This is a genomic window from Pseudomonas sp. Pf153, assembly GCF_001269775.1.
Classification (GTDB): Bacteria; Pseudomonadota; Gammaproteobacteria; order Pseudomonadales; family Pseudomonadaceae; genus Aquipseudomonas; species Aquipseudomonas uvaldensis.
In genome coordinates this window covers 17,265-30,528 of the sequence record NZ_LHVL01000014.1, presented here as the reverse complement: position 1 = coordinate 30,528, position 13,264 = coordinate 17,265, and the positions used below count along the sequence as shown (strand labels likewise).

General features: G+C 63.6%; 10 protein-coding genes. 2 read left to right on the top strand and 8 right to left on the bottom strand.

All coding sequences use genetic code 11. From position 1 onward, the window contains the following. The first annotated feature begins 124 nt into the window (after positions 1-124). On the top strand, positions 125-1,924 hold the full coding sequence (locus AD666_RS10575) for a HAMP domain-containing protein (protein WP_053151354.1): 1,800 nt from the start codon (positions 125-127) through the stop codon (positions 1,922-1,924). Then, positions 1,921-2,568: a two-component system response regulator NarL gene (gene narL, locus AD666_RS10570; RefSeq protein WP_053151353.1), complete on the top strand. Its 648-nt coding sequence runs from the start codon at positions 1,921-1,923 to the stop codon at positions 2,566-2,568. Before AD666_RS10575 ends, narL begins: the two co-directional genes overlap by 4 nt. 17 nt (positions 2,569-2,585) lie before the next feature. Here narL and AD666_RS10565 read toward each other — a convergent pair whose 3' ends face one another. From AD666_RS10565 to AD666_RS10530, 8 genes are all read right to left on the bottom strand, one after another. Then, positions 2,586-3,380: a transglutaminase family protein gene (locus AD666_RS10565; RefSeq protein WP_053151352.1), complete on the bottom strand. Its 795-nt coding sequence runs from the start codon at positions 3,378-3,380 to the stop codon at positions 2,586-2,588. After that, positions 3,377-4,327 (bottom strand): alpha-E domain-containing protein, encoded by a 951-nt coding sequence (locus AD666_RS10560; RefSeq protein WP_053151351.1) that lies wholly within the window; start codon positions 4,325-4,327, stop codon positions 3,377-3,379. Before AD666_RS10560 ends, AD666_RS10565 begins: the two co-directional genes overlap by 4 nt. A gap of 3 nt (positions 4,328-4,330) precedes the next feature. Beyond that, positions 4,331-5,740, bottom strand: coding sequence for a circularly permuted type 2 ATP-grasp protein (locus tag AD666_RS10555; RefSeq protein ID WP_053151348.1), 1,410 nt, complete (start codon positions 5,738-5,740; stop codon positions 4,331-4,333). 483 nt (positions 5,741-6,223) lie between these two features. Next, positions 6,224-7,306 (bottom strand): hypothetical protein, encoded by a 1,083-nt coding sequence (locus tag AD666_RS10550; protein ID WP_053151344.1) that lies wholly within the window; start codon positions 7,304-7,306, stop codon positions 6,224-6,226. Further along, positions 7,303-8,508, bottom strand: coding sequence for an MFS transporter (locus AD666_RS10545; RefSeq protein WP_053151341.1), 1,206 nt, complete (start codon positions 8,506-8,508; stop codon positions 7,303-7,305). The genes AD666_RS10550 and AD666_RS10545 overlap by 4 nt, the downstream gene beginning before the upstream one ends. After that, positions 8,505-9,713 (bottom strand): acyl-CoA dehydrogenase family protein, encoded by a 1,209-nt coding sequence (locus AD666_RS10540; protein WP_256222590.1) that lies wholly within the window; start codon positions 9,711-9,713, stop codon positions 8,505-8,507. The genes AD666_RS10545 and AD666_RS10540 overlap by 4 nt, the downstream gene beginning before the upstream one ends. 5 nt (positions 9,714-9,718) lie before the next feature. Further along, entirely contained in the window at positions 9,719-11,368 is a 1,650-nt protein-coding gene (locus AD666_RS10535; RefSeq protein ID WP_053151337.1) for a class I adenylate-forming enzyme family protein, read from the bottom strand. After that, positions 11,365-13,218, bottom strand: coding sequence for a CoA transferase (locus AD666_RS10530; protein ID WP_053151334.1), 1,854 nt, complete (start codon positions 13,216-13,218; stop codon positions 11,365-11,367). The genes AD666_RS10535 and AD666_RS10530 overlap by 4 nt, the downstream gene beginning before the upstream one ends. Positions 13,219-13,264 lie beyond the last annotated feature (46 nt).

Sequence of the window (13,264 nt, the reverse complement as noted above, 5' to 3'; positions counted from 1 at the left end):
GCTTTTACAGAAACGGAACGGCCGAGAACTCTTTAGAGGTAGTGCGCCAGGATCGGCTGCCATACCCCCAGTCCAGGCGCCCTACCATGTCCGGGTTGCACATTTTCCTGCCGGGTCAGCCGCGATGATGAGCTGGCTGCGCAGCTCCCTGCCCGCGCGCGCGGGGGTGGCGGTGATCCTGATCGCCATTCTGGCCCTGGCCAGTTCCCTGAGTGCCGGGCTGATCGCCTGGTTCAGCCAGGGCGACGCGGCGGCGATCAACACGGCCGGCTCGGTACGCATGGAAACCTACCACCTGAGCTGGAAACTGGCGGCGGGCGATACCGCCGCCATCCCGGCCATCGTCGAGAGCCTGCAGCAACGCCTCAATAGCCCTTCCCTTCGCGCCGTGCTGGAAGACGGTCCGACTACCGCGTTGCATCAGAGCTATCGCGATCTCCTGCAACGCTGGAATGGAGCGCTGCGGCCCGCCGTCGAGCGCGGCGATTCGGCTTTCTTCCAGACCAGCGCGGACGCTTTCGTCGCACAACTGGATCAGTTCGTCACGTTGTTGCAGCGCCAGAGCGAGCACAAACAGGGCTGGCAACAGACGATCCAGGGCATGGCGCTGTTCAGCACCATGATCATCCTGCTGATCGGCCTGTATGAATTGCAGTACAGCGTAGTCACACCGTTGCAGGAGCTGGTGGACGCGACCCAGCGCTTTCGTCGGAGCGAGTTCCAGGTGCGGGTCAATCATCAGTCCGAGGATGAACTCGGCCAGTTAGCGACCAGCTTCAACACCATGGCCGAAACCATCGAGCAATCCCACCGCACCCTGGAAGACCAAGTTCGGCAAAAGACCTTGAACCTGCAACAGGCCAATGCCGCCCTGGAGCTGCTCTACCAAAGCAGCCGCAGCCTGGCGACGCGCCAGGCCAATGCCGAGGGGTTGGATGAATTGATCCGACGCTTCCAGCAACGACTGCCCGGCCTGCGCCTGTCGCTGTGCCTGCAAGGGCAACTCCAGGCACCGGCACGACAACTGCTGGCCTTGCATGGCGCCAACAGTCGCCAGGTGTGCGCCAGCAGCGACTGCGCCACGTGCGAGAAACACCACTCTGCCCGGCCACAAACGTTCAGCATCAGCAACCAGGGCAACGAGCTTGGCGAACTCAAGGCGCATTTTGTCGACGGCCACCTGCCGCAACCCTGGGAAACCGAGTTGATCCAGGCCCTGGCCAACCTGATCGGCACATCGCTGTCGCTCAAACGCCAGCGTGAACAGGACCATCGCCTGTTGTTGCTCGACGAGCGCACGATCATTGCCCGGGAGTTGCACGACTCGCTGGCCCAGGCCCTGTCGTACATGAAGCTGCAAGTCAGCCGCATGCAGACCCTGATGCGTCGCGGCGAACCGGTGCAAACCCTGGAGACAGTGACCGGCGAGTTGCGCGAAGGGCTCAACAACGCCTACCGGCAGTTGCGCGAATTGCTGACAACCTTCCGTTTGCAGATCCACGACGACGGTCTGGTCCAGGAGCTCAAGGACACCGCCGAAGAGTTCTCCAACCGTGGGGATTTTCAGGTGCATCTGTTCATCGACACGCTGGCGTTCGAGCTGTCGGCCAGCGAACAGATCCATATCCTGCAAATCACCCGCGAAGCGTTGTCCAACTGCCTGCGCCATGCCCATGCCGAGAACACCTGGCTGGAATTGCGCCAGGAAGGCGAGACGGTGCGGCTGTCGATCGAAGATGATGGCCGGGGCTTCAGCGGCGAGGTCGACCAGCGCGAGCATCACGGCCTGAACATCATGAACGAACGGGCCCGCAGCCTGCGCGGCCAACTGCAGATTCTCTCCCGAACACCCCAGGGCACCCGTATCCAGGTGCATTTCCAACCGGAATTCCTGGGCCAACACTCCGAAGGCATCGCAACATGAACGCCCCCCTGCGCCACACCCTGCTATTGGTCGACGATCACCCGATGATGCGTCGCGGGATCCGCCAGATGCTCGAGCTTGAAGACGATCTGCAGATCGTCGGCGAAGCCAGCCACGGTGAAGAAGCGCTGACGCTGGTCGAACCGCTCAAGCCCGACCTGGTGCTACTGGACAACAACATGCCGCAATTGAACGGCATCGAAACGCTGCGTCGGTTACGCGCGATGAACTACACCGGCAAGGTGTTGCTGTTCACTGTGTCCGATGCCGAGGACGACATCCGCGACGCCCTGCGCCTGGACGCCAACGGATACCTGCTCAAGGACATGGAGCCTGAATTGCTGATCCAGTACATCCGCGACGCCCTCCACGGCGCCCTTGTGATCAGCCCCGGCCTGACCCGCGTCATGGCCCAGGCCCTGCGCTCCCCGCCGCGCCAGGCGGACGTGGAACTGACCGAGCGCGAACGCCAGGTACTCAGGGCCATTGCCAGTGGCTTCAGCAACAAGGTGATCGGGCACAAACTGGGCATTACCGAAGGCACGGTCAAGGTCCACGTCAAGAACCTGCTGCACAAGCTTGGCCTGCGCTCGCGGGTCGAGGCCGCCGTCTGGGCCATGGAGCACCTGCGCAGCGCCGGCTAGCCGGCAGCCCGCGACCGTTAATGTTGGACCTGGACCATGGAGTTCACCTGCACCCGCGCCTGCATCTGCTCCGCCCCGCCACCCCGACGCATGCCCCGCACCGGGCAGGCATCGAGATAGTCCAGGCCGACCGCCAGTTTCAAGTGCCGGTCGGGACGGATCAGGCGGTTGGTCACGTCAAAGCTGTACCAGCCATCGTCCAGCCAGGCTTCGGCCCAGGCATGACTCGCCAGGTGGCTTTCATCCTCGGTACACAGATAACCGGAAACATAGCGCGCCGGAATGCCCAGGCTGCGGGCGCAGGCCAGGAACGCATGGGTGTGGTCCTGGCAAACGCCCGAACCGCCGGCAAACGCCTCGGCGGCCGTGCTGCTGACCGCAGTGGTACCGGGACTGTAGGGCATGCGTGCAACCAGGCCCTCCATCAAGTCCGTCAGCGCCACACGATCACGTCGCCCTGCGCATTGCTCCTGGGCAAAGGCGCTGAGGGCATCGTCCGCCTGGGTGAGGCGGCTGGTGCGCAGAAACGGCAGCGGCGACTGATGGTCCGGCTCCATCTCTACCGTTTGATTGATTTGCACCTCGCCGTATGCGGTGAGCACCAGCGCGCCGTGGGGCTCGTCCATGGTCATCACATGCAGGATGTTGCCGTAGGGATCGAGCTGGCTGCGCACCAGGCGCGGCAGTTCCAGATGCCATTGCAGCACACGCTGGCGCGGACTGTCCTTGGGCGTCAGGCGCAGGAACTGGATGCTGGTGCACACGTCATCGGTGTAACGGTAAGTGGTGTCGTGGCGTATGGACAGTTTCATACGACCTCCAGATAAGACTCGTGAACGGTCTGGCCCAAGTGACGGATCTGGCCAATGAGATCGGTCAGCCATTGATGCAGGCCCGATGCGAGGATCTCGTCAATCCCGGAATAACGCAGGCGTGCGTGCAGCTCGGCGGCCAGGCGCTGGGCCGGTCGGCCGTTATTACCGGGCAGGCTGGCGAGGATGTTATCGAGTTCCTCGATGCAGGCGAGCAACGAGCGCGGGACGTCGGCGCGCAGCAGCAACATCTCCGAGACCTGCTCGGCATTCGGCGCGTTCCGATAGATCTCGTTGAACGCCTCGAACGACGACAGCGCCCGCAGTAATGCGCTCCACTGGTAATAACCGCGGGCCGATTTGTCGCTGACCTCCTCCGACTCTTCGCCGAACATTTCGTAGCGTGCATCCAACAGGCGCAGGGTGTTGTCCGCACGCTCGATAAAGGTGCCCAGGCGAATGAAACAGTAGGCATCGTTGCGCATGATGGTGCCCGATGTCGCGCCACGGAACAGGTGCGAGCGCTCCTTGACCCATTCGCAGAAATGGCTGATGCCATAGCGGCCCAGGCCATTGCTGGCGATATTACGCATCTCCAGCCAGGTGGCGTTGATGTTCTCCCACATGTCGGCGGTGATGCGTCCGCGCACGGCATGAGCATTGGTGCGTGCCGCTCGCAGGCAGCTGTAGATGCTGCCGGGGTTGGTGTCGTCCAGGGCGAAGAAATGCAGCATATGTTCGCTGTTGAGCGCGCCATAACGGGCGTTGTAGTCGTCCAGCGTGCCGGCCGCCAGCAGTGACATCGCCAGCTCGGCATGGCCGTCGCTGCGCCCGGCCTGGGGCATCAGCGACAGCGAGTAACTGACTTCGAGCATGCGCGCCAGGTTCTCGGCGCGCTCCAGATAACGGGACATCCAGTAGAGGTCCGAGGCGGTTCTTGAAAGCATGTCTTAGTCCTCCACTACCCAGGTGTCCTTGGTGCCGCCGCCCTGGGACGAGTTCACCACCAACGAGCCTTCACGCAGGGCCACGCGGGTGAGCCCGCCGGGCACCAGTCGGGTTTCCTTGCCGGACAGCACGAATGGACGCAAGTCGATGTGACGCGGGGCGATGCCGTTCTCGACGAAGGTCGGACACGTGGACAGGCTCAGGGTCGGTTGGGCGATGTAGTCTTGCGGGCGGGCCTTGAGGCGTGCGCGAAAATCCTCGATCTGCGCAGCGGTAGCCGCCGGCCCCACCAGCATGCCGTAGCCGCCGGAGCCCTGGGTTTCCTTGACCACCAGGTCCGGCAGGTTGGCCAGCACATGGGACAGGTCCTGGGGCTTGCGACATTGCCAGGTCGGCACGTTCTTCAGGATGGGTTCTTCGCTGAGGTAGAAGCGGATCATCTCGTCGACATAAGGGTAGATCGACTTGTCGTCGGCCACGCCGGTGCCAATCGCATTCGCCAGCACCACGTTGCCGGCGCGATACACGGCAACCAATCCCGGCACGCCCAACATGGAATCGGGGTTGAAGGACAGCGGATCGAGGAAGGCATCGTCGAGGCGACGATAGATCACGTCCACCTGCTGGGGACCGGCCGTGGTACGCATGTAGACATGGTCGTCGCGCACGAACAGGTCGGCGCCCTCCACCAGCTCCACGCCCATCTCACGGGCCAGGAACGCATGTTCGAAATAGGCGCTATTGAAACGGCCCGGGGTCAGGACCACCGCCGTGGGGTTTTCCAGGGGGCTCGAGCTTTTCAGGGTGTCGAGCAGCAGGTTCGGATAATGGTCGATGGGGGCCACACGCTGGGCCGCGAACAACTCGGGGAACAGGCGCATCATCATCTTGCGGTCTTCGAGCATGTAGCTCACGCCGCTGGGGGTGCGCAGGTTGTCCTCCAACACGTAGTAGCTGCCATCGCCATCGCGCACCAGGTCGACCCCGGCGATATGGGCGTAGATACCCCGGTGCAGGTCAAGGCCCTGCATCGCGATCTGGTAACCCTCGTTGGCCAGCACCTGCTCGGGGGGGATGATCCCTTCCTTGAGGATGTGCTGCCCGTGATAGATGTCATCGAGGAACATATTCAGGGCCTGGACCCGTTGGATGCAGCCTCGCTCGACTGATTGCCATTCACTGGCCTTGATGCTGCGCGGGATGATGTCGAACGGAATCAACCGCTCGGTGCCCTGTTCATCCCCGTACAGGGTGAAAGTGATACCGGCCCGATGGAACAGCAGGTCGGCTTCGCGACGGCGTTGGTCGAGCAACTCGACCGGTGTGTCCGCCAGCCAGCGTGCGAAGGCTTGGTAATGCGGGCGGCAGTCACCCTGGGCATCGTACATTTCATTGAAAAAAGCTCGGGGCATAGCCAACTCCCAGCCGCGTTCTACACGGCATTTCTTATCACTTCGTCATTCCAATAGTCCGGCCTTGCCTTGTTTTGATGAGCTCTGTTTGCTGAACACCTCGATGGATGTCGGTCTCTGTTCTGGCCTTTGCGTCTGGATGACGTGCGCCCCCTGATAGAATCTGCGTGGTCGCTCCTGTACTGGATCAAGCGGTTGGATGGGTGTCGCTGTCGAGTCGTAGCAAAGGCTGTGCCTAAGCGCGATGGATCAAGATTGCGCTGGAAAAACCGTTACGAAGTTGTTTAAAAGCGAAATTTGTTTTTATTTATACGACAAAACACCGTGGGAAAGCTGAAACGCTTATTGCAGCTTTCCCCAGCGACTCCTGGAACGGGTCGAATAGGTGCAAAAAGGCAGGGGACAGGGATTCAGTGCCCTGAAAGGGGGAAATTTATACTCACTGCTCGATGCCGGAGCTGGGTGTCGGCGGGAAGCGACCTTCTAAATAACGCCTGGATCAAGCTCACCGGTCCAGGCCAGCAAGGCCGCCAGGAGGAAAAAACTGCCGCAGGCCGACTCGACCTTCTGCTCCCCGGCGGCGCCGATTCGGTAGCAATGGCCGAGAAACCGCCCCTCTTGAAAATCGTCACTGCGAATAATCGCCGCCAGTTGCGCAGCGGCGTGCTGTCGCAACACATCGCCATCAGGTATCCGTGAGGCCAATCCTTGCAAGGCCAGCGCAGCCATTGCCGCCGCGCAGGGATCGTCCGGCCCCTGGGGCTCGGACAAGCGATTGAGCGGTACCTCCAGGCCACGACTACGCTGCCAATACTGGCATGCCTGCACAGCGTCCTGAGTGTAAGGCGCGCCGTACAACCTGGCGCCGACACCCAGGCCAAGCATCGCCCAGGCCTGGCCCCGGGACCAGTTGCCCGGCCTGTCGTCGGCACGCCAGTCTCCGCTTTCATGGCAAGCCTGGCTGCTCCAGGCCCCGTCGCGACCGGCACAGGCACGAAAAGAAGCCTGCAATTGCTGCCGTCCGAGACTCAACAGCCGAGGGTCGGCCCGGTGCGCGAACAGCTGCAGCGTGGCCGCCAGCGGGTCGATGCTCAAGCACTGGTCACCCCGCTCGCCGCCGCCCATGTCACGGCCCAGCGCGATGCAGCCCAGCAAGGGGTCGAAGGCCCGAACCAACTGCTGCACGGCCTGTTGCGCCAACTCATCAGCCAAGGCGTCATCCAGCAGGCAACGGCCCAGCCCTGCGCCGTAATGAAAGATCAGGCTGCGGTGGTGCGTGGCTGTGGCGAGCTTGTCTCGCAGTCGTTCGGTAATCTGCCGGGCCTGCCGACGATCCTCCAAATGCGCGCTGCGATAGGCGCGCAGCCACCACAGCCCGGACCAGAATCCGCCCAGCCAGGAGCCGCCCGCCGAGACTTTCCAATGGCTGTCAGGTCCGGCGCAATACAACGGGAACCCGTCGCCACACGAAGCCTGGATCTGATCCATGCGTTTGATCATCGCCGCAATGGCGCGATAGGCCTCGTCGAGCCGCAATGGCGCTTGCCATACCAGGAAAACGCTCATTTGATGGCCCTCAGTCCGGTAATGGCAGGTGTCTTGTGCCGTTGACGCAAGCGAATCAACAGCAGGCTCGACAGACCGCCCAGCACCAGTACGCCAATCAGCAACAGCCACGCATCGGCAAAACCCCAAGGCCCGCGCAGGAACAGACCGAACAACGGCGGCCCCACGGCAAACCCGCCGAAAAAACCCGCCGACAACAGTCCGGCCGCCGACGCCGGGCTGCCAAACCCTGGATCGCGCAACACCATGCTCATGGCGATGGCGTTGGTCGCCACGGCGGTCAGGCCCATGCCCAAGGCGCCCGCCCACAGCGGCCAGTGACGCACGGGCAAAGCCAGCGAGGTCAGCCACAACGCCACGCCGGACAGCAGCAGCAGAACCAGCAACAACCAGGACTCATCGGCCATCCGAGCCCCCAACGGGGTGAGCAGGATCCGCGCGGCGATGCCCATCACGCCGAAACCGGCAATCAACGCACCGATCCATGGCCCGGTCATGCCTTGCTGGGCGGAAAAGACCCCCAGGAACGTCACGAACGACGACAAGACGATGCCTACGCACAGTTGCACGCTCATCAACAGTGCCAGGCATGCATTGGGTCGATTCAAGGCATACCCCAGAGGTTTGCCCGCCCCCTCGCGAGCCGCCACGCGCGGCCCCAACAAGGCCAGCAGCAGCGCCGGCAATAGCAGCGTGGCCAAGGCCCCGCGCCAACCCAGGCTCAGTGCCAGACTGGGCAACAATAATCCGGCGAACAACGCCGAAACCTGTACGCCGGACTGTTTCAGGCCGACCACCGCCGCCTTTTGCCGAGGTTCGACGCGCTCGGCGATCAACAGATTGGTCGCCGGATTGGCCAGCGCCTGAGCAATGCCGCACACCGCCAGTGCCAGCACAACCCCGATGAACCCCGGCAAGCTCGCCAGCAACCCGTACGCCGCCACCGTGCTCCAGAACAGCAAAGCCAGGGAACGCTGGGTTCCGAGACGATTGACCAGCGGCCCGGCCCATAGCGATAACAAGGCAGCGAAACCGAATGCGCTGGTGATCAGCCAGCCCAGCCAATGGGTCGGCACACCAAGGTCGGCGAGCATCAACGGGCCGAGGGTGCCGACCGCATAGAAAATCAGCATGGGCAGTGCCATGGCCGCGGTGAGCACCAACCGCAGCCATACGCCTCGAGAAGAAATGTGCCCGATCATCGCTCCGCCTCCGTCATCACGGATGGCCAATCGAAGTCCAGCCCTGCTTCGCCGTGGCTGTCGAGCAATTGCCTGCCCACGGCACTCACCAGTGCATCGTCGGTGCCATCCAGGATATGGGTGGTGCGTGCCAGTCGATAGATGCCCGACAGCGGCGACAGATCGCTCAAGCCTTCGGCGCCCATGATCTGGATCGCCGAATCAGCCGCCTCGCTCAAGGCCTGGGACGCGGCGACCTTGGCGATATTCACCTCGATGCTGTTGGCAACGCCGGCGTCATATTTTTCGGCGGCGTCGTGCAGCAATGCGCGAGCGGCGGCTATGCCCTGGTAAACCCGGAACACCCGTTGACGCACCAGTTGCTTGTCCGCCAGCCGTGCCTGCACGCCTCGGGCAGAGTGAATACGTGCACACATCAGATCAAAACAGCGTTGGGCCAGACCCAGCCAATGCACCGAGCGCAGGACGCGCCCCAACGCCAGGCGCTCCTGCATCAATGCCAGGCCCTGCCCCACCTCGCCCAGGACATGACTGGCCGGGACCTGGACCTGATCGAACGACAGCTCGCCTTGCCCGGAAAAACGCCCGAGAACCGATAAAGGTCGCTCGACGCGAAAGCCGGGCAAGTCGCTGGGCACCAGCAGCATCGATAACCCACGCTCCAAGGGACCTGGCGCGGTACGGGCAATCACCGTGACCAATGCCGCCCGCTCGGCGCGGCAAATGAACCACTTGCGCCCGCTCAATCGCCAGTGACCGTCGACGAGTTCGGCATGGCTGCGCAGGGTCGCCGGGATCGAGCCGATGCTGTCCGGCTCGGACATGCCATAACTGGAAACGATCGCACCCGCTGCCAGCGGAGCGAGAAAGCGCTGGCGGATCTCCTCGCCGGCATGCCGGCTCAACATGTGCAGATCCAGCGTGGCGTCGTCGCCGAAGATCGCTGGCGCATACTCCGACCGCCCCTCCTGCTCGGCCACCGACAGATAGGCCCGCAAGCTGGCAATCCGACCGCCCAGGGCCTGGGGGTAAAAGGTGCCCCACAATCCGGCGGCCCGGGCCTGGGCACTCAACGCAGCGATGCGCTCGGCGGCTTGTACGGGGTCAGCCGCCAGCTCGGTCTCCAGGGGGATGATGCGTTGGTCGACAAAGCGCCGGACCTGGCGCGCCAGCTCAGCCGCGTCCAAAGGGCGGTCAGTCCTCATTGTGCTCAACATGCGATGCCCGCCCCGCTCTCCAGGAACGCCACTTCGGCGGCCAGAGACTTCTTGTCGATTTTGCCGGCCGGGGTCAGCGGTAGCTGTTTATAGAAACGCAGGTACTCGGGCAATTTATTGACTTCCAATCCTTGCTCGCGCAGGTAGTCGGTCAACTCATTCAGGGTGAAGCGCGGGGCTCCCTCGCGCAGGGTCACGCAGATGCACACCCGTTGCCCCAGGTCCTGGTCCGGCACGGCCACGCAGGCGACACTGACCACATCGGGATGACCGGTGGCCAGGGTTTCGATCTGCACCGGGCTGATGTTGGCGCCGCCACGGATAATGATGTCCTTTTTGCGCCCGGCCAGAATCAGGTAGCCGTCGGCGTCGATGTAACCAAGGTCGCCGGTTTTGACCCAGCCTTCAGCGTCTCGATACTGCGCGTCGAGTTCCGGGGCGTTGACGTATTGCATCGGGCTCAGGGGGCCGCGCGCGCGGATTTCGCCGACGCTGCCCTGAGGCACTTCCTGGTCTTGCTCGTCGAAGATCTTGATTGCGCATACCGCCGGGTTCGGCCGGCCGACACTGTAGAAGACCACCTCCAATGCATCGTCCAGGGTGTTGTGGCAATTGACCCCGTCCGCCGAACCGTAAAGGCTGATGAAGCCACAGCCAAAGGCATCGACACAGCGGCGCACGGTGACTTCGTCGATCAGCGAACCACCGCAGATCAACCCCAGCAGGCTGGATTTGTCGACGTCGGCCAGACGGGCATCGGCGGCGATGCGCTGAAGCATCGTCGGCACCCCGAGGATATGGGTCGGGCGCAGCCGTTCAATGGCCTCGATGGCCGCCGCGACATCGAACTGCGGCAGGACGGCAATCGATCCGCCGAGCCACGACAGGCTACCAAACGTGGCGGTGGAACCGAACGAAGAGCCCAGCGGCACCAGATACAACCCACGAAAGCTGGCGCCCTCGGGATGAATGCGTTGCAGGAAGCGGCCGCGCCCGCCTACCAGGGCATTGTGCGAATAGGCCACCAGCTTGGGCTCCGACTCGGTGCCGGACGACACCAGCAGGCGCACCGGTGAATTGGGGCAAACCCGGGGCAGTTGCCCTTCATCGAGCGGCTCGGTCTCGAGCAGGTCCTGCAGGCTCAGCCAGCCGTCCCGGGTGGCCCCTTCGACGATCAATATCCGCAATGACAACAGGGTCGGACGCAGTGCTTCGACGACCTGGCAGAGATCGATCCCGGCGTACTCGGCCGGAACGATGACCGCGCGCGCGTCGCAGCGTCGGACCAGTGCCTGGATGTCCAGGCTGCCGCGCCCCGGCGGAAACGGTGCAACCACCGCGCCCAGCGCGGCGGCGGCGAGGTCGATGGCACAGCAACGCCAGCTATTGGTGAGCTGGTAGGCCACCACATCACCGGGCATGATCCCGGCTGCCCGCAAACCGGCGGCCATACGCAAGGCATAATCATGCAGCTGGCCATAACTCAGGGAGCCTTCGGGCGAGAGCACGGCGGCTTTTTCCGGCTCGCGCTGAGCGTGCTCGCGAAACAATTGATAGACCGAGCGGTTGGGGTAGGTCCCGTCACGTTCCCAGACACTGCGAACCTCAACGGGGACCAGATCAATGATGCCTGCGTTATTCATCGAAAACTCCAGTGGGCGTTGACCGAGGTATAGGCATTCAGGTTTAGGCACGGCTTCAATCGCCTGTCTTGGCTCAGTTGCGACAGGTCTTGTACGACCACACAGGCCGGTATCGCGGCGTCATCCAGCATGCGTTGCCAGGTCTCGGCCGATTGCGCCGATAAGGCTCTGCCCAACGATGCATCCAGCTCTTGGGGATCGGTGCGTGGGTCCAAAGCCAGGATCAGGCTCAGCTGTTCAAGCTGGGTCGGGGTCTGGCAATCGATCGCCAGCCAACCGGACAGGGTCGGGTACACCCCCTTGAGCAGGCTGTCGTGATTCGCCTGTGGGGTCTGCAATGCGGGGGCACAGAGCAACGTGGCCGCACCGAGCAAGGAACTGTCGACCCGTACCGATTGGCCGCTGAGGGCGCGGTGAACCAGGGCAGCGGTCACGCCTTGGGCAGCGACCGCACCGCCCAGAACATCCAGCACCGTGAACAGCGAACCGCCCGGCGTACCCGAGGCCTGGCCGATCTGCTCGCCGACGCCGGACCACGCCTGAACCACAAAATCAGTGCCCGGCAACGGTTCGCCCGGACGGTCGTGCCCCCAGCCACCGGCATAGGCATACACCAGGCCCGGGTTGATCCGTGCCAGGTCGGCGCGGTCCAGCGCCAGTTCGGCGGCCTTGCCCGGCGCCCAGTTGTGCAGAAACACGTCGGCATGCCGCACCCGTTCGTAGAGTTCGGCGCGACCGGCAGCGGATTTGATATCCAGTTCGCGCACCTGCTTGAGGCGATTGAGCGCATCAAAACGCACCGATACGCCGTCGGCGCAGGGCGGCATGGCCCGTAACGGATCGCCGCCGGGCAATTCGATACGCAGCACCTCGGCGCCCAGCATCGCCAGCAAGTGACCGGCCAATGGCCCCTGGATCCGGCGACAGGACTCAATCACCGTCAGGCCGCTCAACGGCAATTCACCCGGCGTCAGCGCAGGCAATGCCCGACCATCGGCAGCGCCGCGTTCGAAGGCCCAAGGGCCTTGAATCAATTGCCGTGGCAGGTCTGCGTCGGCACGCCGCTCGGCGAGGCTGCGCAGCGGACAAACCGCCATGCCGCTCAAGGCGCACAAGGCACGGATGCGGTCCATGGACAGCCGCGCCAGGGCCTGGCGAAACACCGTCGGCATCGGCGCCACCGCCTTGGCATAGCGCAACAGGAATGCCTTCCAGCCCTGCCCGGCCTGTTCGGCATCGACCCCCACCGCCGCCCAGAAACGGCGCCAGGGCTCGGCGTCAAGGGTTTCCAGTTCGAACACCACGCCGTCGGCGGATACGAAGGGAGGCCGATTCTTCGAACAGGTCGCCCCGGGAAGCAGCCGTTCCGCCTCATCAGCGGCCGTGGCACCGGCCAGGTATTGACCGATGGCCAGCACCCCGGCGGCGCCCACGGAGCTGCTGACGTGCTCGAAACGACCGCCGCGCAGCTGACCGAGGGCGGCGGCCAGCGCGCCTTGAAGGGCCAGGCTGGCACTCAGGGTCGAGACATAATCGAGGCCCAGCCCCTGGGCCTTGCCACTGGCCCGGCCATGCACCGACATCACCCCGCAGGCCGCCTGCACGGTATGTTCCGTGATGCCGTGGGCGCTGCCGTCAGGCCAGCCGTGAACCCTCCCTTCGATGGGCGAAAGGTCTGGATGATGAAAGGAAAAACCCAGCCCGCAGGCCTTTGGGTCACCTTGGAACTCACGATGCTCCAGGCCCAGCGCCGTCGCCTGGTAGCGCAGTGACGCGGCCAGCGCGGCAAAGCCGGCGGGCACCGATTCGACACAGCCGCGCAGGCTGCAACCTTGTAGAAGACGCGACATAAGACCTATACCAGCAGGTTTCCATACCGCCACACGCGGGCCTTTA

Bases quoted from the DNA above. Each gene is read 5' to 3' on its own strand.
- AD666_RS10560 (WP_053151351.1), bottom strand. From the start codon at position 4,327: ATGCTTTCAAGAACCGCCTCGGACCTCTACTGGATGTCCCGTTATCTG.
- AD666_RS10540 (WP_256222590.1), bottom strand. From the start codon at position 9,713: ATGAGGACTGACCGCCCTTTGGACGCGGCTGAGCTGGCGCGCCAGGTC.
- AD666_RS10575 (WP_053151354.1), top strand. From the start codon at position 125: ATGATGAGCTGGCTGCGCAGCTCCCTGCCCGCGCGCGCGGGGGTGGCG.
- narL (WP_053151353.1), top strand. From the start codon at position 1,921: ATGAACGCCCCCCTGCGCCACACCCTGCTATTGGTCGACGATCACCCG.
- AD666_RS10530 (WP_053151334.1), bottom strand. From the start codon at position 13,218: ATGTCGCGTCTTCTACAAGGTTGCAGCCTGCGCGGCTGTGTCGAATCG.
- AD666_RS10555 (WP_053151348.1), bottom strand. From the start codon at position 5,740: ATGCCCCGAGCTTTTTTCAATGAAATGTACGATGCCCAGGGTGACTGC.
- AD666_RS10550 (WP_053151344.1), bottom strand. From the start codon at position 7,306: ATGAGCGTTTTCCTGGTATGGCAAGCGCCATTGCGGCTCGACGAGGCC.
- AD666_RS10535 (WP_053151337.1), bottom strand. From the start codon at position 11,368: ATGAATAACGCAGGCATCATTGATCTGGTCCCCGTTGAGGTTCGCAGT.
- AD666_RS10545 (WP_053151341.1), bottom strand. From the start codon at position 8,508: ATGATCGGGCACATTTCTTCTCGAGGCGTATGGCTGCGGTTGGTGCTC.
- AD666_RS10565 (WP_053151352.1), bottom strand. From the start codon at position 3,380: ATGAAACTGTCCATACGCCACGACACCACTTACCGTTACACCGATGAC.